This is a genomic window from Mycolicibacter virginiensis, assembly GCF_022374935.2.
GTDB classification, from domain to species: Bacteria; Actinomycetota; Actinomycetes; order Mycobacteriales; family Mycobacteriaceae; genus Mycobacterium; species Mycobacterium virginiense.
Genome location: NZ_CP092430.2, coordinates 1461467 through 1485451 on the forward strand (window position 1 = coordinate 1461467; position 23985 = coordinate 1485451).

At 64.0% G+C, this 23985-nt stretch carries 19 protein-coding genes and 3 rRNA genes; 21 read left to right on the plus strand and 1 reads right to left on the minus strand.

The window, feature by feature from the left end; all coding sequences use genetic code 11:
• Positions 1-186 precede the first annotated feature (186 nt).
• The 16 genes from rho (at position 187) to MJO54_RS07300 (ending at position 14943) form a co-directional block, all read left to right on the plus strand.
• The gene (rho, locus tag MJO54_RS07225; RefSeq protein WP_046285339.1) at positions 187-2196 is read left to right on the plus strand and encodes a transcription termination factor Rho; all 2010 of its coding nucleotides are present in this window, start codon (positions 187-189) and stop codon (positions 2194-2196) included.
• A gap of 140 nt (positions 2197-2336) precedes the next feature.
• Entirely contained in the window at positions 2337-2582 is a 246-nt protein-coding gene (rpmE, locus tag MJO54_RS07230; RefSeq protein ID WP_046285340.1) for a 50S ribosomal protein L31, read from the plus strand.
• A 72-nt stretch (positions 2583-2654) separates the two neighbouring features.
• Positions 2655-3731 carry a peptide chain release factor 1 gene (gene prfA, locus MJO54_RS07235; RefSeq protein ID WP_046285341.1) on the plus strand — a complete coding sequence of 359 codons (1077 nt, stop codon included), beginning with the start codon at positions 2655-2657 and terminating at the stop codon, positions 3729-3731.
• Between the two features lie 60 nt (positions 3732-3791).
• Positions 3792-4640, plus strand: coding sequence for a peptide chain release factor N(5)-glutamine methyltransferase (prmC, locus tag MJO54_RS07240; RefSeq protein ID WP_240175768.1), 849 nt, complete (start codon positions 3792-3794; stop codon positions 4638-4640).
• On the plus strand, positions 4637-5296 hold the full coding sequence (locus MJO54_RS07245; RefSeq protein ID WP_046285342.1) for an L-threonylcarbamoyladenylate synthase: 660 nt from the start codon (positions 4637-4639) through the stop codon (positions 5294-5296). The genes prmC and MJO54_RS07245 overlap by 4 nt, the downstream gene beginning before the upstream one ends.
• Complete coding sequence (locus MJO54_RS07250; protein WP_082108333.1) at positions 5293-6471, plus strand: glycosyltransferase family 4 protein; 1179 nt, start codon at positions 5293-5295, stop codon at positions 6469-6471. Before MJO54_RS07245 ends, MJO54_RS07250 begins: the two co-directional genes overlap by 4 nt.
• A 115-nt stretch (positions 6472-6586) precedes the next feature.
• Positions 6587-7033 (plus strand): ATP synthase subunit I, encoded by a 447-nt coding sequence (locus MJO54_RS07255; protein ID WP_046285343.1) that lies wholly within the window; start codon positions 6587-6589, stop codon positions 7031-7033.
• Entirely contained in the window at positions 7026-7781 is a 756-nt protein-coding gene (gene atpB, locus MJO54_RS07260; protein WP_046285344.1) for a F0F1 ATP synthase subunit A, read from the plus strand. Before MJO54_RS07255 ends, atpB begins: the two co-directional genes overlap by 8 nt.
• Before the next feature lie 61 nt (positions 7782-7842).
• Entirely contained in the window at positions 7843-8103 is a 261-nt protein-coding gene (locus MJO54_RS07265) for a F0F1 ATP synthase subunit C (RefSeq protein WP_019735417.1), read from the plus strand.
• 8 nt (positions 8104-8111) lie between these two features.
• Positions 8112-8633: a F0F1 ATP synthase subunit B gene (locus MJO54_RS07270; protein ID WP_046285345.1), complete on the plus strand. Its 522-nt coding sequence runs from the start codon at positions 8112-8114 to the stop codon at positions 8631-8633.
• 8 nt (positions 8634-8641) lie between these two features.
• Positions 8642-9979: a F0F1 ATP synthase subunit B/delta gene (locus tag MJO54_RS07275; protein ID WP_240175769.1), complete on the plus strand. Its 1338-nt coding sequence runs from the start codon at positions 8642-8644 to the stop codon at positions 9977-9979.
• A gap of 69 nt (positions 9980-10048) precedes the next feature.
• A complete protein-coding gene (atpA, locus tag MJO54_RS07280; RefSeq protein ID WP_046286955.1) occupies positions 10049-11698 on the plus strand; it encodes a F0F1 ATP synthase subunit alpha in 1650 nt (549 codons plus the stop codon).
• A 7-nt stretch (positions 11699-11705) separates the two neighbouring features.
• Positions 11706-12629 carry a F0F1 ATP synthase subunit gamma gene (locus MJO54_RS07285; protein WP_046286956.1) on the plus strand — a complete coding sequence of 308 codons (924 nt, stop codon included), beginning with the start codon at positions 11706-11708 and terminating at the stop codon, positions 12627-12629.
• Positions 12630-12653: 24 nt separating this feature from the next.
• Positions 12654-14084, plus strand: a complete 1431-nt coding sequence (gene atpD / locus MJO54_RS07290) for a F0F1 ATP synthase subunit beta (protein WP_046286957.1) — start codon at positions 12654-12656, stop codon at positions 14082-14084.
• Between the two features lie 34 nt (positions 14085-14118).
• A complete protein-coding gene (locus tag MJO54_RS07295; RefSeq protein ID WP_064889093.1) occupies positions 14119-14484 on the plus strand; it encodes a F0F1 ATP synthase subunit epsilon in 366 nt (121 codons plus the stop codon).
• A 15-nt stretch (positions 14485-14499) separates the two neighbouring features.
• On the plus strand, positions 14500-14943 hold the full coding sequence (locus MJO54_RS07300) for a DUF2550 domain-containing protein (RefSeq protein ID WP_046287050.1): 444 nt from the start codon (positions 14500-14502) through the stop codon (positions 14941-14943).
• Between the two features lie 33 nt (positions 14944-14976).
• On the opposite strand, the gene MJO54_RS07305 is transcribed toward MJO54_RS07300, so the two are convergent.
• Positions 14977-15567: a cob(I)yrinic acid a,c-diamide adenosyltransferase gene (locus tag MJO54_RS07305; RefSeq protein WP_046287049.1), complete on the minus strand. Its 591-nt coding sequence runs from the start codon at positions 15565-15567 to the stop codon at positions 14977-14979.
• A 100-nt stretch (positions 15568-15667) separates the two neighbouring features.
• Here MJO54_RS07305 and murA point away from each other — a divergent pair, with 100 nt between their 5' ends.
• The 5 genes from murA (at position 15668) to MJO54_RS07330 (ending at position 23935) form a co-directional block, all read left to right on the plus strand.
• Positions 15668-16921 carry a UDP-N-acetylglucosamine 1-carboxyvinyltransferase gene (gene murA / locus MJO54_RS07310; RefSeq protein WP_046287048.1) on the plus strand — a complete coding sequence of 418 codons (1254 nt, stop codon included), beginning with the start codon at positions 15668-15670 and terminating at the stop codon, positions 16919-16921.
• Between the two features lie 276 nt (positions 16922-17197).
• A 16S ribosomal RNA gene (locus MJO54_RS07315) occupies positions 17198-18732 on the plus strand.
• 365 nt (positions 18733-19097) lie between these two features.
• A 23S ribosomal RNA gene (locus tag MJO54_RS07320) occupies positions 19098-22218 on the plus strand.
• Positions 22219-22361: 143 nt separating this feature from the next.
• Positions 22362-22474 (plus strand): 5S ribosomal RNA (gene rrf, locus MJO54_RS07325).
• Together the 16S, 23S and 5S rRNA genes form the textbook arrangement of a ribosomal RNA operon.
• A gap of 288 nt (positions 22475-22762) precedes the next feature.
• Positions 22763-23935: a PE-PPE domain-containing protein gene (locus MJO54_RS07330; RefSeq protein ID WP_239652153.1), complete on the plus strand. Its 1173-nt coding sequence runs from the start codon at positions 22763-22765 to the stop codon at positions 23933-23935.
• Positions 23936-23985 lie beyond the last annotated feature (50 nt).

The window sequence follows — 23985 nt, forward strand, 5'->3', positions numbered from 1 at the left end:
CTGTTTTCAGAATGTGATGTCAACCGGGATGCCACCAAATTCTTCCCGTAGCTGACGGTTTGCGTTACGACGCCGTCGATACGGGCTACACCGTTAAACAGTCGACGGTGACGCGCACTCGGCGAGTCCGCTGAATGCAACCAAGCCCCTCGCGTGAGAAAACCGACGAGGGAAGAAAGGAAATCCGTGACCGAAACGGACCTCTTCACGGCTGAAGGCAGCACCGATCAGGAATCGCTGCCGACCCCCCCGAGCACTTCCGAGACCAGCCAGGATGTAGCAGCCGGCGGTAGTGACGCCGCGCCGTCCGCCCCGGAAGCTGCCGCTGCGCCGGCCACCACCGAGTCCGCTCCCGCTTCGGCGCCTGACAACGGTGCGGCCACCGCCCCCTCCGACAGCTCGCTGTCGGCGATGGTGCTGCCCGAACTGCGGGCGCTGGCCAACCGCGTCGGTGTCAAGGGCTCCTCCGGGATGCGCAAGAGCGAACTGATTGCCGCAATCCGCGAGGTCTCCGGCAACGGGGGTAACGGCGGCAGTGGCGCCGAAGCGCCGAAGACGAAGACACAGACCAGCGAGCAACCCGCCAACGGTGCCGAGCCCGCCGCGTCCAACGAGGCGGAGCCTCCCGCGGCGCCGCCGCGCCGCGAACGCCGTGGCGCCAGCCGTGCGACCGGTTCGCCCGCCGCCAACGGCGGCGAGTCCGAGAAGCCCGCCGAGCAGGACAAGCCCGCCGAGGCCGAGGCCCAGGGCGAGTCGCGCAAGCAGGGCCGCAACGACGACAAGGCCGAGCAGTCCGGTGGACGCCGTGAGCGCGAGGGCGCCAAGAGCGAGCCCAAGGCCGACGCGAAAGCCGACACCAAGGCCGACGAAGCCGCGCAGTCCAAGAACGACGACCAGGGCGGCGACCAGTCCAACCGTGGCGGTGGCGGTGGCGACGACGACGAAGGACGCGGTGGCCGGCGCGGCCGTCGCTTCCGTGACCGGCGTCGCCGTGGCGAGCGTGGCGGCGAAGGTGGCGGTGCCGGCGGTGACGCCGAGCTGCGCGAGGACGACGTCGTCCAGCCGGTCGCCGGCATCCTCGACGTGCTGGACAACTACGCATTCGTGCGCACCTCGGGCTACCTGGCCGGGCCCAACGACGTCTACGTCTCGATGAACATGGTCCGCAAGAACGGGCTGCGCCGCGGCGACGCGGTGACCGGTGCCGTGCGGGTGCCCCGCGACGGTGACCAGCCCAATCAGCGGCAGAAGTTCAACCCGCTGGTGCGGCTGGACTCGGTCAACGGCGGCCCCGTCGAGGACGCCCGTAAGCGTCCGGAGTTCTCCAAGCTGACCCCGCTGTACCCGAACCAGCGGCTGCGGTTGGAGACCTCGGGGGAGAAGCTGACCACCCGCGTCATCGACCTGATCATGCCGATCGGTAAGGGGCAGCGTGCCCTGATCGTGTCACCGCCCAAGGCCGGTAAGACCACGATCATGCAGGACATCGCCAACGCGATCACCCGCAACAACCCCGAGTGCCACCTGATGGTGGTGCTGGTTGACGAGCGTCCCGAAGAAGTCACCGACATGCAGCGCTCGGTCAAGGGTGAGGTGATCGCCTCGACCTTCGACCGGCCGCCGTCAGACCACACCCAGGCCGCCGAGCTGGCCATCGAGCGGGCCAAGCGCCTGGTCGAGCAGGGCAAGGACGTCGTCGTGCTGCTGGACTCGATCACCCGGCTGGGTCGTGCCTACAACAACGCCTCCCCGGCGTCGGGCCGCATCCTGTCCGGTGGTGTGGACTCCACCGCGCTTTACCCGCCCAAGCGGTTCCTGGGCGCGGCGCGCAACATCGAGGACGGCGGTTCGCTGACCATCATCGCCACCGCGATGGTGGAGACCGGCTCCACCGGTGACACCGTGATCTTCGAAGAGTTCAAGGGCACCGGTAACGCCGAGCTCAAGCTGGACCGCAAGATCGCCGAGCGCCGGGTGTTCCCGGCCGTCGACGTCAACCCGTCGGGCACCCGTAAGGACGAGCTGCTGCTCTCGCCGGACGAGTTCGCGATCGTGCACAAGCTGCGTCGGCTGCTGTCCGGCCTGGACTCGCATCAGGCCATCGACCTGCTGATGAGTCAGCTGCGCAAGACCAAGAACAACTACGAGTTCCTGGTGCAGGTGTCCAAGACCACGCCGGGAATGGACAACGACTGACCCGCCCGCGGAATGCGTGAGCCGCTCCCGCTGTTTTGGGGGAGTGGCAGCGTAGCTGGCATAATCGAAAACCTCAGGTTCCGGTTCACGTCCGCCCCACAGCGCGGGCGACCCGGCGGCCCACGATTGAAGAGGACACCATGAAAACTGGCATTCACCCCGCCTACGGCGAGACCACCGTGGTCTGCGGTTGTGGCAACAGCTTCACCACCCGCAGCACCAAGGAGAGCGGCCACATCGTGGTCGAGGTCTGCTCGCAGTGCCACCCGTTCTACACCGGCAAGCAGAAGATCCTGGACAGCGGCGGCCGTGTTGCGCGCTTCGAGAAGCGCTACGGCAAGCGCAACGCCGGTGCCGCTGCAACTGCAGCAGCCGACGACAAGTAGCTCCCTCACCGACGCCCGGAACGTGCCAGCACGTCATCCGGGCGTCGGCTTGCGTTCGGGGATGGAGGTGAGATGACTCAAAGCATTCAGGGGATCGACGCCCTGCTGGCCGAGCACGCCGCCCTGGAAACGCAGCTGTCGGATCCTGATCTGCACAACGATCCGACCGAGGCGCGTCGAGCCGGTCGGCGCTTCGCCCAACTGGCCCCCATCATCGCCACCCACCGCAAGCTCGAGTCGGCCCGCGGCGACCTCGAGGCCGCCCGGGAACTGGCCGCCGACGACGCGTCGTTCGCCGCCGAGGTACCGGAGCTGGAGGCACGTGTCGCCGAACTGGACACCGCCCTCACCGACATGCTGGCGCCCCGCGACCCGCACGACGCCGACGACATCGTGCTCGAAGTCAAATCCGGCGAAGGCGGCGAGGAATCGGCATTGTTCGCCGCCGATCTGGCCCGGATGTACATCCGCTACGCAGAACGTCAGGGCTGGAAGGTGACCGTCCTCGACGAGACCACCTCCGACCTCGGCGGATACAAGGACGCCACCCTGACCATCGCGAGCAAGGGCGACAGCGCCGACGGCGTGTGGTCGCGGATGAAGTTCGAGGGCGGGGTGCACCGCGTGCAGCGAGTGCCGGTGACCGAGTCGCAGGGCCGCGTCCACACCTCGGCGGCCGGCGTGCTGGTTTACCCCGAGCCCGAAGAGGTCGCCGAGGTGGCCATCGACGAGTCGGATCTGCGTATCGACGTCTACCGGTCCTCCGGCAAGGGCGGCCAGGGTGTCAACACCACCGACTCCGCGGTACGTATCACCCACCTGCCGACCGGGATCGTGGTGACCTGCCAGAACGAGCGGTCGCAGCTGCAGAACAAGGCCCGGGCATTGCAGGTTTTGGCGGCCCGGCTGCAGGCGGTTGCCGAGGAGCAGGCCCAGGCGGATGCCTCGGCCGATCGGGCCAGCCAGATCCGCACCGTGGACCGCAGCGAGCGCATCCGCACCTACAACTTCCCGGAAAACCGGATCACCGACCACCGCATCGGCTACAAGGCGCACAACCTCGACCAGGTCCTCGACGGGGATCTCGATCCGATGTTCGACGCGTTGGCAGCCGCCGATAAGGAAACCCGGTTACAGGGGACGGCATAGCCACCAGCGACGATGCAGAGCGAAGCGATGAGGAGGAGGCGGACCATCGAGCGCAGCCGAATGAGGGACGCGATCGACTCCGCCGCAGCGCTTTTCGCTGATGCCGGAATCGATTCCGCCCGCTACGACGCTGAAGAGCTCGCCGCCCACGCGGCCGGCACCGACCGTGGCCGGCTGGCACTGCTGGACCCACCGGACGACGAGTTCTACGGGCGTTACCGGGAATTGGTCGCCGCACGCAGCTCTCGCGTACCGCTGCAGCACCTGATCGGCACCGCGGCCTTCGGTCCGGTGCTGCTGCACGTCGGTCCTGGAGTGTTCATCCCGCGGCCGGAAACCGAAGCTCTGCTCGACTGGGTGCTGAAACGGATTGTGGCCCAACCGCTGAGCTCGCCCGCGGTGATCGTCGACGCCTGCACCGGTTCCGGTGCGCTGGCGATCGCGTTGTCCCACAGTTTTCCCGGCGCCCGCGTCCTCGCGGTCGAGGACTCCGAACCGGCGTTGGACTACGCGCAACGCAACTGTGCCGGAACGTCGGTAGAGTTGATCCACGCCGATGTGACCACGCTGGGGCTGCTGTCGGAGCTCGACGGCCAAGTGGACCTGATGGTCAGCAACCCGCCCTATATTCCCGACGGTGCGGAGCTAGATCCCGAAGTGGCCCAGCATGATCCGGGGCACGCGCTGTTCGGCGGCCCGGACGGCATGTCGGTGATCACCCCGCTGGCCCAGCTGGCAGCGCGATTGCTTCGCCCGGGTGGAGCGTTCGCCGTTGAGCATGACGACACCACGCCGACGGCCACCGTCCAAACTGTGCGTGACACCGGATTTTTCGACGAGGTAGTGTCCCGGCCCGACCTTACTGGGCGGCTCCGGTTCGTGACGGCGATCAGGAACGATCAACCATGACAGAGGTTTTCGACTGCGCCGACGCCGACCAGCGTGCGGCCGGAATCGCGGCGGCGATCGATGCTGTGCGCGGCGGTCGGCTGGTGGTGCTGCCGACCGACACGGTCTATGGCATCGGTGCCGACGCCTTCAACGCCGCCGGGGTGACCGCGCTGCTGGCGGCCAAACGACGCGGACGTGACATGCCGGTGGGCGTGCTGGTGGGGTCGTGGAACTCCATCGACGGGTTGGCCCTGATCGTGCCTCAGACCGCCCGGGAACTGATCCGTGCCTTCTGGCCGGGCGCGCTCAGCCTGATCGTCACCCAGGCCCCGTCGCTGCAGTGGGACCTCGGCGAAGCCCGTGGCACCGTCATGGTGCGCATGCCGCTGCATCCGGTGGCCCTGGAGGTCCTCAAGGCGGTGGGCCCGATGGCGGTGTCCAGCGCCAACGTCTCCGGTAGCTCGCCCGCCGTCGAGGCCGGCGAAGCGCAAAGTCAACTGGGGGAGTCCGTCGACGTCTACCTCGACGCCGGGCCGGCCGAACAGGGCGCCGCCTCGACGATCGTGGATCTCACCGGTCCCGAACCGCGGATCGTCCGGGCCGGACCGGTCTCCGCCGAACAGATCGGCGCGGTACTGGGGCTGGATCCGGACACGCTGACGGGAACACCGTGACCAGTCTGCTGGCCCTGGCCGACCGCGGCGCCGGCGTGCCACTGCGAGAGCTCGCACTGGTGGGCCTGACCGCCGCGATCATCACCTACTTCACCACCGGGCCCGTTCGCTGGATGGCCACCCGGATCGGCGCGGTCGCCTACCCGCGCGAACGCGACGTCCACGTGCAGCCCACCCCGCGGATGGGCGGACTGGCGATGTACGTCGGCATCGTCGCCGGGATCTTCCTGGCCTCGCAGCTGCCGGCACTGACGCGCGGTTTCGTCTATTCCACCGGAATGCCGGCGGTGGTGCTGGCCGGCGGCGTCATCATGGGAATCGGCCTGCTCGACGACAAGTGGGGCCTGGATGCCCTGACCAAGTTCGCCGGCCAGATCACCGCGGCCAGCGTCCTGGTCACCATGGGTGTGGCCTGGAGCGTGCTCTACATCCCGATCGGCGGCGTCGGCACCGTGGTGCTCGATCAGGTGTCGTCGATCCTGCTGACGCTGGCGTTGACGGTCTCGATCGTCAACGCGATGAACTTCGTCGACGGCCTCGACGGGCTGGCTGCCGGCCTGGGACTGATCACCGCGCTGGCGATCTGCATGTTCTCGGTCGGCGTGCTGCAGGACCACGGCGGCGACGTGCTGTTCTATCCACCCGCGTTGATCTCAGTGGTCTTGGCCGGGGCTTGTTTGGGTTTCCTGCCACACAATTTCAGCCCCGCGAAGATCTTCATGGGCGACTCCGGTTCGATGCTGATCGGGCTGATGCTGGCCGCGGCGTCCACCACCGCCGCCGGGCCGATCTCGCAAACCGCCTACGGCGCGCGCGACGTCTTCGCGCTGCTGTCGCCATTCCTGTTGGTGGCGGCCGTGATGTGTGTGCCGGCGCTGGACGTGCTGCTGGCGATCATCCGTCGTACTCGCGCCGGGCTCAGCCCCTTCAGCCCGGACAAGATGCACCTGCACCATAGGTTGCTGCAGATCGGCCACTCCGATCGCCGAGTGGTGCTGCTGATCTACCTGTGGACGGCGATCGTCGCCTTCGGGGCGGCCGGCACCATCTTCTTCGACCCGCGCTACACCGGGGCGGTGATGTTGGGTGCGATGCTCATCGCGATTGTCGTTACGCTCATCCCGTTGCTACGCCGGGGCAGCGCCTCGGAAGACGACCCCTACGACACGCGGTAGTAGCACCGTCTAAGATGGTGTTGTAGGTGGTTCCACAGTGCGTTCGGGCATCCGATACGCTCGGCGGGCGACTGCACGACAGTGACGCAGGGCAGATTCAGATTGGGGTGAGGCGGTGACGACACCAGCGCAGGATGCGCCGTTGGTGTTGCCGTCGGTGGTATTCCAGCCGATTCGGCTGTCACTGATCTGTGTTGCTCTGACCGCTGCCGCCATTGCTGCCGCCGCTCAATTCGGCCGACCGCTCTTCGGTGTGTTCTTCGGGCTGGGCCTGGCGCTCGGCCTGGGCAATGCGCTGCTGATTCGCCGGTCCGCGCTGAAGATCACCGCCTCCGACCATCCGCTGAAGAAGAAGATGGCGCTGAACTCGGCGTCTCGTCTGCTGGTCATCAGCGCGATCGGCCTGGCAATCGCTTACCAGTTCCGTCCAGAGGGCCTCGGTGCGCTGTTCGGACTGGCCTTGTTCGAGGTAGTGCTGGTGCTGACCACCATGCTGCCAGTGGTAAAAAAGCTCCGCGCGCAAGCGTCAGAGTCGGGCGCTGAAGGGACGGAAAATGACTGAGTCGATCCTGGCTGAGGGAGCCATCGAGGTCGGCCACCACGAGACCGCGGTATGGCCGCTGGTCGGTGAGGTCAACATCGACACCATCACCTCCACCGCGATCGCAGCGGTGATCGTGATCGCCCTGGCGCTCTTCCTGCGCGCCAAGGTCACCTCGACCGGGGTTCCCGGCGGGGTCCAGCTGTTCTTCGAGGCGATCACCATTCAGATGCGCAACCAGATCGAGGGTGCCATCGGGATGAAGATCGCCCCGTTCGTGCTGCCGCTGGCGGTGACGATCTTCGTCTTCATCCTGGTCTGTAACTGGCTGTCGGTGCTGCCCGTGCAGTACGCCGACGAGCACGGCGTCCATGAGTTGATTTCCTCCGCCGCCGCCGACATCAACTTCGTGTTGGCGCTGGCCCTGCTGGTGTTCTGCGGCTACCACCTGGCCGGCTTCTGGCGCCGCGGTTTCATCGGCCACCCGCTGCGGGTTCTCAAGGGCCACGTCGCGATCCTGGCGCCGATCAACGTGGTCGAAGAAGTCGCCAAGCCGGTCTCGCTGTCTCTGCGTCTGTTCGGCAACATCTTCGCCGGCGGCATCCTGGTCAGCTTGATCGCGTTGCTCGGTCCGGTCTTCATGGTCGCGCCGAACGCGATCTGGAAGACCTTCGACCTGTTCGTCGGCCTGATCCAGGCGTTCATCTTCGCGCTGCTGACCATCCTGTACTTCAGCCAGGCCATGGAGCTCGAAGAAGACCACCACTAGTACCACCTGCACGACCACATCAGACCTGGTAGAGCACTACCAGCTAGCAAGGAGGAATGAAATGGCAGATCCCAATCTGATCGGACTTGGTGCCCTCATCGGCGGCGGTCTCATCATGGGCGGCGGTGCCATCGGCGCCGGTATCGGTGACGGTATCGCCGGTAACGCGCTGATCGCCGGTATCGCCCGTCAGCCCGAAGCTCAGGGTCGGCTGTTCACCCCGTTCTTCATCACGGTTGGTCTGGTCGAGGCGGCCTACTTCATCAACCTGGCCTTCATGGCGTTGTTCGTCTTCGCCACCCCGATCGCCGCACAGCAGTAACGCACAAGATGGGTGACATGAGCGTTGCTGTCCTCGCCCTGAGCGAGGCGGCTGAGGAAGGCCCGAAGAAGAGCTTCCTCATTCCCGACGGCACCTTCTTTGTCGTGCTCGCGATCTTCCTGATCGTGCTCGGCGTGATCAGTACCTTCGTGGTGCCGCCGATCATGAAGGTGCTGCGGGAGCGCGAGAACATGGTCACCAAGACGCTCGCCGACAATCGGGAGTCCGCCGAGCAGTTCGCGGCCGCCGATGCCGACTACGAGAAGCAGATGGCGGCGGCGCGCCTTGAGGCCAGCACGGCACGGGACGAAGCTCGTGCCGAGGGCCGCAAGGTGATCGACGAGCAGCGGTCGGCGGCCGAGGCGGAGGTGGCCTCGACATTGCAGGCCGCCACCGACAAGCTCAAGCAAGAAGGCGATGCGGTGAGTGAGCAGCTGCAGGCCCGGGTGGAGACGTTGTCTGCCACCTTGGCCAGCCGGATCCTCGGCGTTGACGCCGAGGCACTTTCCGCGGCGAGTACGGGGCGGTAGCAACAGAGATGTCGATTTTCATCGGGCAGCTGGTCGGCTTTGCCGTCATCGTGTGGCTGCTGGTCAAGTTCGTCGTGCCACCGGTGCGCAAGCTGATGGCCGACCAGCAGGAGTCGGTCCGCAAGCAGCTGGAGGAGGCGGCAGCAGCCGCCGCTCGCCTGACCGAAGCCGGTCAGGCGCACTCCACGGCACTGGCCAACGCCGCGGCCGAGGCGCAGCAGGTCACGGCGGAGGCCCGCTCGGACGCCGAGCGGATCGCCGAACAACTGCGCAGCCAGGCCGGTGTCGAAGCCGAGCGCGTGAAGACCACTGGCGGACAGCAGGTCGGTCTCATGCGGGCGCAACTCATCCGTGAGCTGCGGTCAGGCTTGGGTGCCGAAGCTGTGCAGCGGGCGGGCGAACTGGTTCGCGCGCACGTCGCCGACCCGCAGCGGCAGTCCGCCACTGTGGATCGGTTCCTCGACGAGCTCGACGCCATGGCGCCGAAGTCCGTCGAGGTCGAATCGCCGATCTTGGTCCGGATGCGTTCGGCCAGCCGCCAGGCGCTGGCCGGCCTGCTGGACAAGTTCAGCGAGGCGGCCGGTGGCCTGGACCAGCAGGGCCTGGCCGCGCTGGCCGGTGACTTGACTGCGGTCGCCGAACTGCTCGAGCGCGAGAACGTGATCACGCGGCACCTGACCGTGCCGACCGACGACGCCGCACCGAAGGTGCGGCTGGTTCAGCGCCTGTTCGCCGACAAGATCGGTCCCGCCGCCCTGACGCTGGTGACCGACGCTGCGTCGGCCCGCTGGTCCAACGGCGCGGACCTGGTCACCGCCGTCGAGCACGTCGCCCGGCAGGCACTGCTGCTGTCGGCCGAGAGTGCGGGCACCGTCGACGAGGTGGAGGACCAGCTGTTCCGGTTCTCCCGCGTGTTGGACGCCCAGCCCCGTCTGGACATCCTGCTCGGTGACACCGCGACCCCGGCCGCTGGCCGGGTCGGGTTGCTGCGCAACGTCATCGGCAGTGGCAGCGGTGCTAACCCGATCGCGGTGGCGCTGCTCGAGCAGACCGTACGGCTGCTGCGTGGCCAGTCCGCGCATCAGGCGATCACCGAGCTTGCTCAGATCGCGGTGGCACGTCGCGGCGAGCTGGTGGCACACGTCGGTGCGGCCGCCGAGCTCAGCGACACCCAGCGCACTCGGCTGAACACCGTGTTGAGCCGGATCTACAGCCACCCGGTCCGCGTGCAGGTCGGTGTCGACCCGGCACTGCTGGGCGGGCTGACGATCTCGGTCGGTGACGAGGTGATCGACGGCACGCTGTCGTCGCGTCTCGCCGCAGCCAAGACGCAATTGCCCGACTGATCAAGACCTACCCGGACCCACCCGGTCTCAGAGCCCAATACCCATTCGAAGGCAGGAAGACGAAAAGCCATGGCAGAGTTGACAATCTCCTCTGACGACATTCAGGGGGCGATCGAGGAGTACGTGACCTCCTTCAGCGCCGACACCGCGCGCGAGGAGGTCGGCACCGTCATCGACGCCGGCGACGGCATCGCACACGTCGAGGGCCTTCCTTCGGTGATGACCCAGGAGCTCCTCGAGTTCCCCGGCGGGGTGCTGGGCGTGGCCCTGAACCTCGACGAGCACAACGTCGGTGCGGTCATCCTGGGCAACTTCGAGAACATCGAAGAGGGCCAGCAGGTCAAGCGCACCGGCGAGGTGCTCTCGGTGCCGGTCGGCGACGGCTTCCTCGGTCGCGTCGTCAACCCGCTGGGACAGCCGATCGACGCTCGCGGCGAGATCGAAGCCGAGACCCGTCGTCCGTTGGAGATGCAGGCCCCCTCGGTGGTTCAGCGTCAGAGCGTCAGCGAACCGCTGCAGACCGGTATCAAGGCCGTCGACGCCATGACCCCGATCGGCCGGGGCCAGCGTCAGCTCATCATCGGCGACCGCAAGACCGGCAAGACCGCGCTCTGTGTGGACACCATCCTCAACCAGCGCAAGAACTGGGAGACCGGCGACCCGAACCAGCAGGTTCGCTGCGTCTATGTCGCCATCGGTCAGAAGGGCACCACCATCGCCAGCGTGCGGCGCGCGCTGGAAGAGGGCGGCGCCATGGACTACACCACGATCGTCGCCGCGCCCGCTTCGGACTCCGCCGGCTTCAAGTGGCTGGCCCCCTACACCGGCTCGGCGATCGCCCAGCACTGGATGTACTCGGGCAAGCACGTGCTGATCGTGTTCGACGACCTGACCAAGCAGGCCGAGGCCTACCGCGCCATCTCGCTGCTGCTGCGCCGCCCGCCGGGCCGCGAGGCCTACCCGGGTGACGTGTTCTACCTGCACTCCCGTCTGCTGGAGCGTTGCGCGAAGCTCTCCGACGAGCTGGGCGGCGGTTCGCTGACCGGTCTGCCGATCATCGAGACGAAGGCCAACGACATCTCGGCCTACATCCCGACCAACGTCATCTCGATCACCGACGGCCAGTGCTTCCTGGAGAGCGACCTGTTCAACCAGGGTGTTCGCCCGGCCATCAACGTCGGTGTGTCGGTGTCCCGTGTCGGTGGCGCCGCGCAGATCAAGGCGATGAAGGAGGTGGCCGGCTCGCTGCGTCTGGACCTGTCGCAGTACCGCGAGCTGGAGGCCTTCGCCGCTTTCGCCTCCGACCTGGACGCCACCTCGAAGGCTCAGCTGGAGCGTGGTGCACGCCTGGTGGAGTTGCTCAAGCAGCCCCAGTACGCACCGCTGCCCGTCGAGGAGCAGGTGGTCTCGATCTTCCTGGGTACCGAAGGCCACCTGGACTCGGTGCCGGTCGAGGACGTGGGCCGCTTCGAATCGGAGCTGCTGGACCACATCCGGGCCTCGGAGAACGACCTCCTGACCGGGATCCGTGAGTCCAAGAAGCTCTCCGACGAGGCCAGCGAGAAGCTGGTTGCCGTGATCAACCAGTTCAAGAAGGGCTTCGCCGCATCGGACGGCAGCTCGGTGGTCCCCGACGAGCACGTTGAAGCGCTCGACGCGGACAAGCTCGGCAAGGAAGCGGTGCAGGTCCACAAGGCCGCGCCGGCGAAGAAGAAGTAACGCCGCTATGGCAGCCACACTTCGCGAACTACGCGGGCGAATCCGCTCAGCCGGGTCGATCAAGAAGATCACCAAGGCCCAGGAGCTGATCGCCACCTCGCGTATCGGCCGGGCGCAGACTCGGCTGGAAACGGCACGGCCGTACGCCGACGAGATCACCCGGTTGCTCACCACCCTGGCCGCCGAGGCGGCCCTGGACCACCCGTTGCTGGTCGAGCGCAGCGAGCCCAAACGGGCGGGTGTCTTGGTGGTGTCGTCCGACCGTGGTCTGTGTGGCGGCTACAACGCCAACGTCTTCCGCCGGGCAGAGGAGCTGTTCTCTCTGCTGCGCTCGGAGGGCAAGGACCCGGTGCTCTACGTCGTTGGCCGCAAGGCGCTGGCGTACTACTCGTTCCGGAACTGGGCGGTCACCGACTCCTGGACCGGATTCTCCGAGCAGCCGACGTACGAGAACGCCGCCACGATCGCTTCGACTCTGGTTGATGCCTTCCTGGCCGGCGTCGACGACGACGGCGACCACCCGGGGACCGACGGGGTCCTGGGCGTCGACGAACTGCACATCGTGTCGACCGACTTCCGCTCGATGCTGTCGCAGTCGGCTGAGGCGCGTCGGATCGCCCCGATGCTGGTGGAGTACGTGGGCGAGGAGACCGGTCCGAAGACCCTGTACTCCTTCGAGCCGGATGCCACGACGCTGTTCGACTCGTTGCTGCCGCGGTATCTGACCACCCGCGTGTATGCCGCGCTGCTCGACTCGGCGGCCTCGGAGCTGGCTTCGCGCCAGCGCGCGATGAAGTCGGCGACCGACAACGCCGACGACTTGATCAAAGCGTTGACCCTTGAGGCCAACCGCGAGCGCCAGGCTCAGATCACCCAGGAAATCAGCGAAATCGTTGGCGGTGCGAATGCCCTCGCCGACGCCGCCCGGTAAGTCCCCAAGGAAGCGAAGAAGATAATGACTGTTACCGCTGACAAGACAACCGCCGGCCGCGTGGTGCGCGTAACCGGCCCCGTCGTCGACGTCGAGTTCCCCCGGGGCGCGGTGCCCGAGCTGTTCAACGCTCTGCACGCGGAGATCTCCTTCTCGGAGCTGGCCAAGACGCTCACCCTCGAGGTCGCCCAGCACCTGGGTGACAACCTGGTCCGCACCATTTCGATGCAGCCCACCGACGGCCTGGTGCGTGGCACCGAGGTCACCGACACCGGTGCCGCGATCTCGGTGCCGGTGGGGCACGAGGTCAAGGGCCACGTGTTCAACGCCCTCGGCCACTGCCTCGACAAGCCGGGCTACGGCGAGGACTTCGAGCACTGGGGCATCCACCGGAAGCCCCCGGCCTTCAACGAGCTGGAACCGCGCACCGAGATGCTCGAGACCGGCCTGAAGGTCGTCGACCTGCTCACCCCGTACGTGCGTGGCGGCAAGATCGCCCTGTTCGGTGGTGCCGGCGTGGGCAAGACCGTGCTCATCCAGGAGATGATCAACCGTATCGCCCGCAACTTCGGTGGCACCTCGGTGTTCGCCGGCGTGGGCGAGCGCACCCGTGAGGGCAACGACCTGTGGGTCGAGCTCGAGGACGCCAACGTGCTCAAGGACACCGCCTTGGTGTTCGGCCAGATGGACGAGCCGCCGGGCACTCGTATGCGCGTGGCGCTGTCGGCCCTGACGATGGCCGAGTGGTTCCGCGACGAGGCGGGCCAGGACGTGCTGCTCTTCATCGACAACATCTTCCGGTTCACCCAGGCCGGCTCCGAGGTCTCGACCCTGCTGGGCCGCATGCCTTCGGCCGTGGGTTACCAGCCCACGCTGGCCGACGAGATGGGTGAGCTGCAGGAGCGGATCACCTCGACCCGCGGTCGGTCCATCACCTCGATGCAGGCCGTGTACGTGCCCGCCGACGACTACACCGACCCGGCGCCGGCGACCACGTTCGCGCACTTGGACGCGACCACCGAGCTGAGCCGTGCGGTGTTCTCCAAGGGCATCTTCCCGGCGGTGGACCCGCTGGCCTCCAGCTCGACCATCCTGGACCCGGCCATCGTCGGCGAAGACCACTACCGGGTCGCCCAGGAGGTCATCCGGGTGCTGCAGCGTTACAAGGACCTGCAGGACATCATCGCCATCCTCGGTATCGACGAGCTGTCCGAAGAGGACAAGCAGCTGGTCGGCCGGGCACGGCGTATCGAGCGGTTCCTGAGCCAGAACATGATGGCGGCGGAGCAGTTCACCGGCCAGCCGGGTTCGACGGTGCCGCTGAAGGAGACCATCGAGGCCTTCGACCGCTTGACCAAGGGTGACTTCGACCACCTGCCCGAGCAGGCGTTCTTCCTGATCGGTGGTCTCGACGACCTGGCCAAGAAGGCCGAGAGCCTGGGCGCCAAGCTGTGACCCGGAATCTTCTGGCGGCGAAAGGTGGTGGGTAATGGCAGAGCTTGACGTCGACATCGTCGCGGTCGATCGCAAGGTGTGGTCGGGCAAGGCCACGTTCATCTTCACCCGGACCACCGTTGGTGAGATCGGCATCCTGCCGGGACACATCCCGGTAGTTGCCGAGCTCGTCGACGACGCCATGGTGCGGGTGGACCGGGTCGAAGAGGACGAGCTGCGGCTTGCCGTGCACGGCGGCTTCCTGTCGGTGACCGAAGAGGGTGTCAGCATCCTGGCTGAGGCTGTCGACTTCACCTCAGAGATCGACGAGGCATCCGCACGGCACGAGGCCCAGTCCAGCGACCCCAAGATGGCTGCACGGGGACGGGCCAGGCTGCGCGCCCTGGGTCTAATCGACTAAGAGGCTTCAGAACCGATGAGCACGCCCATGATCTGCATGGTCGTGCTCGTCGGCGTTTTGCTGGGCGCTGTTGTTGCGCTCAGCTATCGGCTGTGGAAGCTGCGCCAAGGCGGTACGGCCGCGATCATGCGCGACCTTCCTGCCGTTGGCGGCCACGGCTGGCGTCATGGCGTGGTCCGCTATCGCGGCGGCGAAGCTGCTTTCTACCGACTTTCCAGCGTGCGGTTGTGGCCGGATCGTCGGCTCAGCCGGCGTGGCGTGGACGTGGTGGCCCGCCGCGCGCCCCGGGGTGACGAATTCGACATCATGACCGACGAGATCGTGGTGCTCGAACTCTGCGATGTCAGCCAGGATCGGCGGGCCGGCTTCGAGATTGCGCTGGACCGGGGCGCGCGGACCGCCTTCCTGTCCTGGCTAGAGGCGCGTCCGTCGCCGCGGGCCCGGCGTCAGAGCTACTGAACAATCCGAGGTCGTTGGAGCCGTTGGCGCGGACTACTTTTCGGGGCGATCGGTGCGATCGCCGCCGGGCTTCCAGAGCACGTCACCGTCGGTATTGGCCACTCGGCACAACACAAACATCAAGTCCGACAACCGATTCAGATACTTCGCCGGCAGCACCGACACCCCGTCCGGGTAGGCATCGAGTGCGGCCCAGGCCGAGCGCTCGGCCCGGCGCACTGCGGTTCGGGCCACGTGCAGCAGCGCCGCGAGCGGTGAGCCACCCGGCAGGATGAACGAGTTCAGCGGAGGCAACTGCTCGTTGTATTCGTCACACCACGCCTCCACCCGGTCGACGTAGTCGGCGGTGATCCGCAGCGGCGGGTACTTCGGATTCTCCGCGACCGGCGTGGCCAGATCCGCACCCGCGTCGAACAGGTCGTTCTGGATGTGCAGCAGCGTGGCGTTCACGGCTTCGGCGGGTTGGCCGAGTGCAATCGCGACACCGATCGCGGCGTTGGCCTCCTCGACATCGGCGTAGGCCACCAGCCGCGGGTCGGTCTTGGGCACGCGAGAGAAATCGCTCAGGCCGGTCGTCCCGTCGTCGCCGGTACGGGTGTAAACGCGGGTGATGTGCACTGCCATAGCCCAAACCGTACCGGGGGAGGGAATCGGTGCAATCCCCGCTTCGGCCGGAGCCCGGATTGGTCGGGCTGGGGCTCGCGTCGTCACTACACTGACGCAAGTGGGTGAGCGTTTCGTGGTTACCGGAGGTAACCGATTGTCCGGTGAAGTCGCCGTCGGTGGCGCTAAGAACAGCGTCCTGAAGCTGATGGCGGCGGCCTTGTTGGCGGAAGGCACCAGCACCATCACCAACTGCCCGGACATTCTGGACGTGCCGCTGATGGCCGAGGTGCTGCGGGGCCTGGGTGCCAATGTCGAACTCGACGGCACGACGGTGCGCATCACCTCGCCCGACGAACCCAAGTACGACGCGGACTTCGCCGCGGTGCGGCAGTTCCGGGCTTCGGTCTGTGTGCTGGGCCCCCTGGTGGGGCGGTGTCTGAAGGCGAAGGTGGCACTACCGGGCGGTGACGCGATCGGCTCGCGCCCGCTCGACATGCATCAGGCCGGCCTGCGGCAGTTGGGCGCCACGTGCAATATCGAGCACGGTTGTGTGGTTGCGCACGCCGAGAAGCTGCGCGGCGCCGAGATCCAGTTGGAGTTCCCGTCGGTCGGCGCCACCGAGAACATTTTGATGGCCGCGGTCCTGGCCGAAGGGGTCACGACCATCCACAATGCGGCGCGTGAGCCCGATGTCGCTGATCTCTGCACGATGCTCAACCAGATGGGCGCGCAGATCGAGGGTGCGGGTTCTCCAACGCTGAAGATCACTGGGGTACCGCGTCTGCATCCCACCGAGCACGAGGTGATCGGCGACCGGATCGTGGCAGCCACCTGGGCGATTGCCGCGGTGATGACCCGCGGCGACATCTCGGTCACCGGGGTGGATCCGGCTCACCTGCAGCTTGTGCTGCACAAGTTGCACGATGCGGGGGCGACCGTCACCCAGTCCGACAACGGCTTCCGGGTGGTGCAATACGAGCGGCCCAAGGCTGTCAACGTCGCGACCTTGCCGTTTCCGGGATTCCCCACTGACCTGCAGCCGATGGCGATAGGCCTCGCGGCGATTGCCGATGGCACGTCGATGATCACCGAGAACGTCTTCGAGGCCAGGTTCCGGTTCGTTGAGGAGATGATCCGCCTCGGGGCCGATGCGCGTACCGACGGCCACCATGCGGTGGTGCGTGGGCTGCCGCAGCTCTCGAGTGCACCCGTGTGGGCCTCCGACATCCGTGCCGGAGCCGGTCTGGTCCTTGCGGGCCTGGTCGCAGACGGTGAGACCGAGGTCCACGACGTCTACCACATCGATCGCGGCTACCCGCTGTTCGTGGAATATCTAGGCGATTTGGGCGCTGAGATAGAACGTGTAATATAGGTCGAGCCGGAGGGACGCGGACCGCGGAACTACCGGCAGTCTGGAAGTCCTTCCGGAAGCCCCGAAAAACTGGGAGTTGACTCAACTCCGAAAAGCGAGTACAGTAGCGGGGTTGCCTGAAGCCGGGCGGCGTGTTGTTTGAGAACTCAATAGTGTGTTTGGTGGTTTTTGTTTGTTGTTGTTTTTGCCATGCCTTCGGCGCCCCGTGTTGGGGGTGTGGTGTTTTTTTGATGTCAGTTTTTGACTGATGTTTTGGGATTGTTTCCAAATGGTTTTTGTTTGGAGAGTTTGATCCTGGCTCAGGACGAACGCTGGCGGCGTGCTTAACACATGCAAGTCGAACGGAAAGGCCCCTTCGGGGGTACTCGAGTGGCGAACGGGTGAGTAACACGTGGGTGATCTGCCCTGCACTTTGGGATAAGCCTGGGAAACTGGGTCTAATACCGAATAGGACCACGCGCTTCATGGTGTGTGGTGGAAAGCTTTTGCGGTGTGGGATGGGCCCGCGGCCTATCAGCTTGTTGGTGGGGTAATGGCCTACCAAGGCGACGACGGGTAGCCGGCCTGAGAGGGTGTCCGGCCACACTGGGACTGAGATACGGCCCAGACTCCTACGGGAGGCAGCAGTGGGGAATATTGCACAATGGGCGCAAGCCTGATGCAGCGACGCCGCGTGGGGGATGACGGCCTTCGGGTTGTAAACCTCTTTCAGTATCGGCGAAGCTCCAGGATTCTTCTTGGGGTGACGGTAGGTACAGAAGAAGCACCGGCCAACTACGTGCCAGCAGCCGCGGTAATACGTAGGGTGCGAGCGTTGTCCGGAATTACTGGGCGTAAAGAGCTCGTAGGTGGTTTGTCACGTTGTCCGTGAAAACTCACAGCTTAACTGTGGGCGTGCGGGCGATACGGGCAGACTGGAGTACTGTAGGGGAGACTGGAATTCCTGGTGTAGCGGTGGAATGCGCAGATATCAGGAGGAACACCGGTGGCGAAGGCGGGTCTCTGGGCAGTAACTGACGCTGAGGAGCGAAAGCGTGGGGAGCGAACAGGATTAGATACCCTGGTAGTCCACGCCGTAAACGGTGGGTACTAGGTGTGGGTTTCCTTCCTTTAGGGATCCGTGCCGTAGCTAACGCATTAAGTACCCCGCCTGGGGAGTACGGCCGCAAGGCTAAAACTCAAAGGAATTGACGGGGGCCCGCACAAGCGGCGGAGCATGTGGATTAATTCGATGCAACGCGAAGAACCTTACCTGGGTTTGACATGCACAGGACGCCGGTAGAGATATCGGTTCCCTTGTGGCCTGTGTGCAGGTGGTGCATGGCTGTCGTCAGCTCGTGTCGTGAGATGTTGGGTTAAGTCCCGCAACGAGCGCAACCCTTGTCTCATGTTGCCAGCACGTTATGGTGGGGACTCGTGAGAGACTGCCGGGGTCAACTCGGAGGAAGGTGGGGATGACGTCAAGTCATCATGCCCCTTATGTCCAGGGCTTCACACATGCTACAATGGCCGGTACAAAGGGCTGCGATCCCGTGAGGGTTAGCGAATCCTTTAAAGCCGGTCTCAGTTCGGATTGGGGTCTGCAACTCGACCCCATGAAGTCGGAGTCGCTAGTAATCGCAGATCAGCAACGCTGCGGTGAATACGTTCCCGGGCCTTGTACACACCGCCCGTCACGTCATGAAAGTCGGTAACACCCGAAGCCGGTGGCCTAACCCTTGTGGAGGGAGCCGTCGAAGGTGGGATCGGCGATTGGGACGAAGTCGTAACAAGGTAGCCGTACCGGAAGGTGCGGCTGGATCACCTCCTTTCTAAGGAGCACCATTTTTCCCCCGTCCCCGCAAAGAGTGTGGGATCAGATGGTTGGGATATTTTTCGCCGGCGCCTGTAGTGGGTTGTCGGTGGTGCAGATAGTTTCACGACAACAACAGGCTTTGAAAGATCACCAACCGGTACTGCCTCTTTTAGGGGTGGTGTCGGCCGGCGTTTGTTGGGCACACTGTTGGGTCCTGAGGCAACAGGCCTGTTTTCGCTCCTTGCGGGGGGTGGGTGTGTTGTCGCTCCATCTTGGTGGTGGGGTGTGGTGTTTGTTTTGTGGATAGTGGTTGCGAGCATCTAGCAAGCAAGGCTTGTGTCTTGTTTGTTTTTGCAATTTTTGTTTCTTGGTTTTTGTGATTTGTAAGTGTTTAAGGGCGCATGGTGGATGCCTTGGCATCGAGAGCCGATGAAGGACGTAGGAGGCTGCGATATGCCTCGGGGAGCTGCCAACCGAGCGTGGATCCGAGGATGTCCGAATGGGGAAACCCGGCACGAGTGATGTCGTGTCACCAACTGGTGAATGTATAGCCAGTGGGGAGGTAACGCGGGGAAGTGAAACATCTCAGTACCCGTAGGAAGAGAAAACAAAATGTGATTCCGTGAGTAGTGGCGAGCGAAAGCGGAGGATGGCTAAACCGTATGCATGTGATACCGGGTAGGGGTTGTGTGTGCGGGGTTGTGGGAGTGTCATGTCTGGTTCTACCTGGCCGGAGGACAGTGAGAAAGTGTTGTGGTTAGCGGAAGTGGCTTGGGATGGCCTGCCGTAGACGGTGAGAGCCCGGTACGTGAAAACCCGATACCTGTCTTGTGATGATTTCCCGAGTAGCAGCGGGCCCGTGGAATCTGCTGTGAATCTGCCGGGACCACCCGGTAAGCCTGAATACTACTCGATGACCGATAGCGGATTAGTACCGTGAGGGAATGGTGAAAAGTACCCCGGGAGGGGAGTGAAATAGTACCTGAAACCATGTGCCTACAATCCGTCAGAGCCCTCCCTTGTGGTGGGGTGATGGCGTGCCTTTTGAAGAATGAGCCTGCGAGTCACCGGCACGTCGCGAGGTTAACCCGTGTGGGGTAGCCGCAGCGAAAGCGAGTCTGAATAGGGCGTATCACATCCGTTGGGGTGTGTGTAGTGGCGTGTTGTGGACCCGAAGCGGAGTGATCTACCCATGGCCAGGGTGAAGCGCGGGTAAGACCGCGTGGAGGCCCGAACCCACTTAGGTTGAAGACTGAGGGGATGAGTTGTGGGTAGGGGTGAAAGGCCAATCAAACTCCGTGATAGCTGGTTCTCCCCGAAATGCATTTAGGTGCAGCGTTGCGTGTTTCTCACTGGAGGTAGAGCTACTGGATGGCCGATGGGCCCTACTAGGTTACTGACGTCAGCCAAACTCCGAATGCCGGTGAGTGTAAGCGTGGCAGTGAGACGGCGGGGGATAAGCTCCGTGCGTCGAGAGGGAAACAGCCCAGATCGCCGGCTAAGGCCCCAAAGCGTGTGCTAAGTGGAAAAGGATGTGCAGTCGCTTAGACAACCAGGAGGTTGGCTTAGAAGCAGCCACCCTTGAAAGAGTGCGTAATAGCTCACTGGTCAAGTGATTGTGCGCCGATAATGTAGCGGGGCTCAAGCACACCGCCGAAGCCGCGGCAATACGTAAGTATTGGGTAGGGGAGCGTCCTGCATCCGGTGAAGCCACAGAGTGATCTAGTGGTGGAGGGTGTGGGAGTGAGAATGCAGGCATGAGTAGCGATGAGGCAAGTGAGAACCTTGCCCGCCGAAAGACCAAGGGTTCCTGGGCCAGGCCAGTCCTCCCAGGGTGAGTCGGGACCTAAGGCGAGGCCGACAGGCGTAGTCGATGGACAACGGGTTGATATTCCCGTACCCGTGTGTGCGCGCCCATGATGAATCAGTGGTACTAACCACCCAAAAGGTGGTCGATCAATCCCTTCGGGGAGCGACGACTGCTGGCTGCGTGGGACCTTCGCTGGTAGTAGTCAAGCGATGGGGTGACGCAGGAAGGTAGCCGTACCAGTCAGTGGTAATACTGGGGCAAGCCCGTAGGACGTCAGATAGGCAAATCCGTCTGGCATATAGTCCGAGAGGTGATGCATAGCCGATTGCGGCGAATTCGGTGATCCTATGCTGCCGAGAAAAGCCTCTAGCGAGCTCACACACGGCCCGTACCCCAAACCAACACAGGTGGTCAGGTAGAGAATACCAAGGCGTACGAGTTAACTATGGTTAAGGAACTCGGCAAAATACCCCCGTAACTTCGGGAGAAGGGGGACCCTCATACCGTCATGGCCTTCGCGGCCGGCAGCGGGAGGGGGTCGCAGAAACCAGTGAGAAGCGACTGTTTACTAAAAACACAGGTCCGTGCGAAGTCGCAAGACGATGTATACGGACTGACGCCTGCCCGGTGCTGGAAGGTTAAGAGGACCGGTTAACCCTTCGGGGTGAAGCTGAGAATTTAAGCCCCAGTAAACGGCGGTGGTAACTATAACCATCCTAAGGTAGCGAAATTCCTTGTCGGGTAAGTTCCGACCTGCACGAATGGCGTAACGACTTCTCAACTGTCTCAACCATAGACTCGGCGAAATTGCATTACGAGTAAAGATGCTCGTTACGCGCGGCAGGACGAAAAGACCCCGGGACCTTCACTATAGCTTGGTATTGATGTTCGATGCGGTTTGTGTAGGATAGGTGGGAGACTGTGAAACTCGCACGCCAGTGTGGGTGGAGTCGTTGTTGAAATACCACTCTGATCGTATTGGACCTCTAACTTCGAACCATGAAGCTGGTTCAGGGACAGTGCCTGGTGGGTAGTTTAACTGGGGCGGTTGCCTCCTAAAATGTAACGGAGGCGCCCAAAGGTTCCCTCAACCTGGACGGCAATCAGGTGTTGAGTGTAAGTGCACAAGGGAGCTTGACTGTAAGACTGACACGTCAAACAGGGACGAAAGTCGGGACTAGTGATCCGGCACCCCCGAGTGGAAGGGGTGTCGCTCAACGGATAAAAGGTACCCCGGGGATAACAGGCTGATCTTCCCCAAGAGTCCATATCGACGGGATGGTTTGGCACCTCGATGTCGGCTCGTCGCATCCTGGGGCTGGAGCAGGTCCCAAGGGTTGGGCTGTTCGCCCATTAAAGCGGCACGCGAGCTGGGTTTAGAACGTCGTGAGACAGTTCGGTCTCTATCCGCCGCGCGCGTCAGAATCTTGAGGAAACCTGTCCCTAGTACGAGAGGACCGGGACGGACGAACCTCTGGTATACCAGTTGTTCCACCAGGAGCACGGCTGGATGGCTACGTTCGGACAGGATAACCGCTGAAAGCATCTAAGCGGGAAACCTATTCCAAGACCAGGATTCTCACCCTTTTAGAGGGATAAGGCCCCCCGCAGACTACGGGATTGATAGACCAGACCTGGAAGCACCGCAAGGTGTGCAGGGAACTGGCACTAACCGGCCGAAAACTTACCAACACAAAGAAACAAACGTGTTGCCCGCAACCACACCACAAAACACTTAAAGACCCACACCCCACCACCAAACACAAACTTGGTGACCCGAGTGAACCACCCCCACACCAGGGGGCCGTTCACCACACAGGAAAAGAAAATAGAGTTACGGCGGAAATAGCGACAGGGAAACGCCCGGTCCCATCCCGAACCCGGAAGCTAAGCCTGTCAGCGCCGATGATACTGCCCACACGGGTGGAAAAGTAGGACACCGCCGAACACAACATAGTGAAACGCCCCCCGACTCGGTCGGGGGGCGTTTCCATTTCCCCGACTAATAGTCACAGTGCTGCCCGTAAGACCTTGCACGCGGCCGGCGAGGGTACCGGCACGTTTCCGGGTGCAAGCGGCCCGATCGATCGGGCGCTACACCTGCGCGTACGGGCAACGCGGCCGGCTCCTCGTCCGGACTAGCTCGTCCGGCGGTAGGCGGCCCGCAGGTATTGCGCGTTGCGCCTGAAAGCCCTACCGTTAAGTATTAACTCAGCTAACTAACAGGGGTATGTCGGTGCGCACTCATATTTGCTTTCCCGTTGTTGCAAGTCTTGCCGCCGCCAGCTTCCTTGCCGGCGCCCCCGTCGTATCGCCGGTAGCCAAGGCATCGGCGCCCGCGTTCTCGCTGACGGGCAATGGCACGTCGCTGGGGGGCGGAGATGCGCTGATCATGGGTGGTACGGGCATTCCCCAACCGCCACAGGCCTATCTCGACGCGGTCAACACACTCTTCTTGGCTCCCCATGGCTTCACCGGCAACCTGGTATCGCAGTGGGGGCCGGAGAACGTCAGTCCGACGTCGAGCGCGGTCGGCCTCCAGGAACTGCAGAACTCGATCGCTGAGCGGCTCAACGCCGGCACAGTGACTGCCGACAACCCGATCGTGGTGTTCGGTTACTCCCAGAGTGGGGGGATCGCGGCCAACCTGGTGAATTGGTTGGTCGAGAACGATGTGTCCAACGACCTTGTCCGGTTTGTGACGATCGGTTCCATGGCCGCCGCTCGAGTCGATCTCGATGCCTACCACACCGACGTCTACAACTACGAATACGACCCTGTCGGGGTCAAGCCGATTTACGACAACCCGCTGTCGCAGCTTAATTCCGCGCTCGGGTTCATCTACGGGCACTCGGTCTATCTGAGTGCGACCCCGGAGCAGATCGCGAACGCCATCGAACTGCCGGTCGCCGACCCGGACTCGCTGACCACGTTCCACATGATCCCGTCCGAGCTCCTGCCGCTGCTGGCGCCGCTGCAGTTGCTTCCGATCATCGGAATGCCGCTCTACGAGTTGTTGGAGCCCGTCACCCGGATCCTGGTGAACCTCGGCTACGGCAGCATCGACCACGGCTGGCCGCCCGGGGACATCGACGAGTTGCCTGCCGGCGGTGGCCTGTTCCCGCCCAACATTGACTTCGGCGACCTCGTGACCGCGCTGGGCAAGGCAGCGTTCGACGGGATCAGCAACTCCATTTCCAGCTGGTTCGATCCGGCCACCTACACGCTCTACTCGCTGCAAGATCACCCGTCGTTGGCCGGAATCGTCAACGAGGGATACCTGGCGGGCTACCTCGACTCGCCGCACCCTTCGCTGGAGGAGGCGCTGACCGGGTTGTCCAACTTCTTGGCGGCGTTCACCGACACTACGCCGTATCCCATGCCCGATCCGGTCGATCTGGTTGGCTAACAAATAGTCGCTCGCAGGGCGGAAGTGCGGGCGCGCCAGTCTGTTTCGAA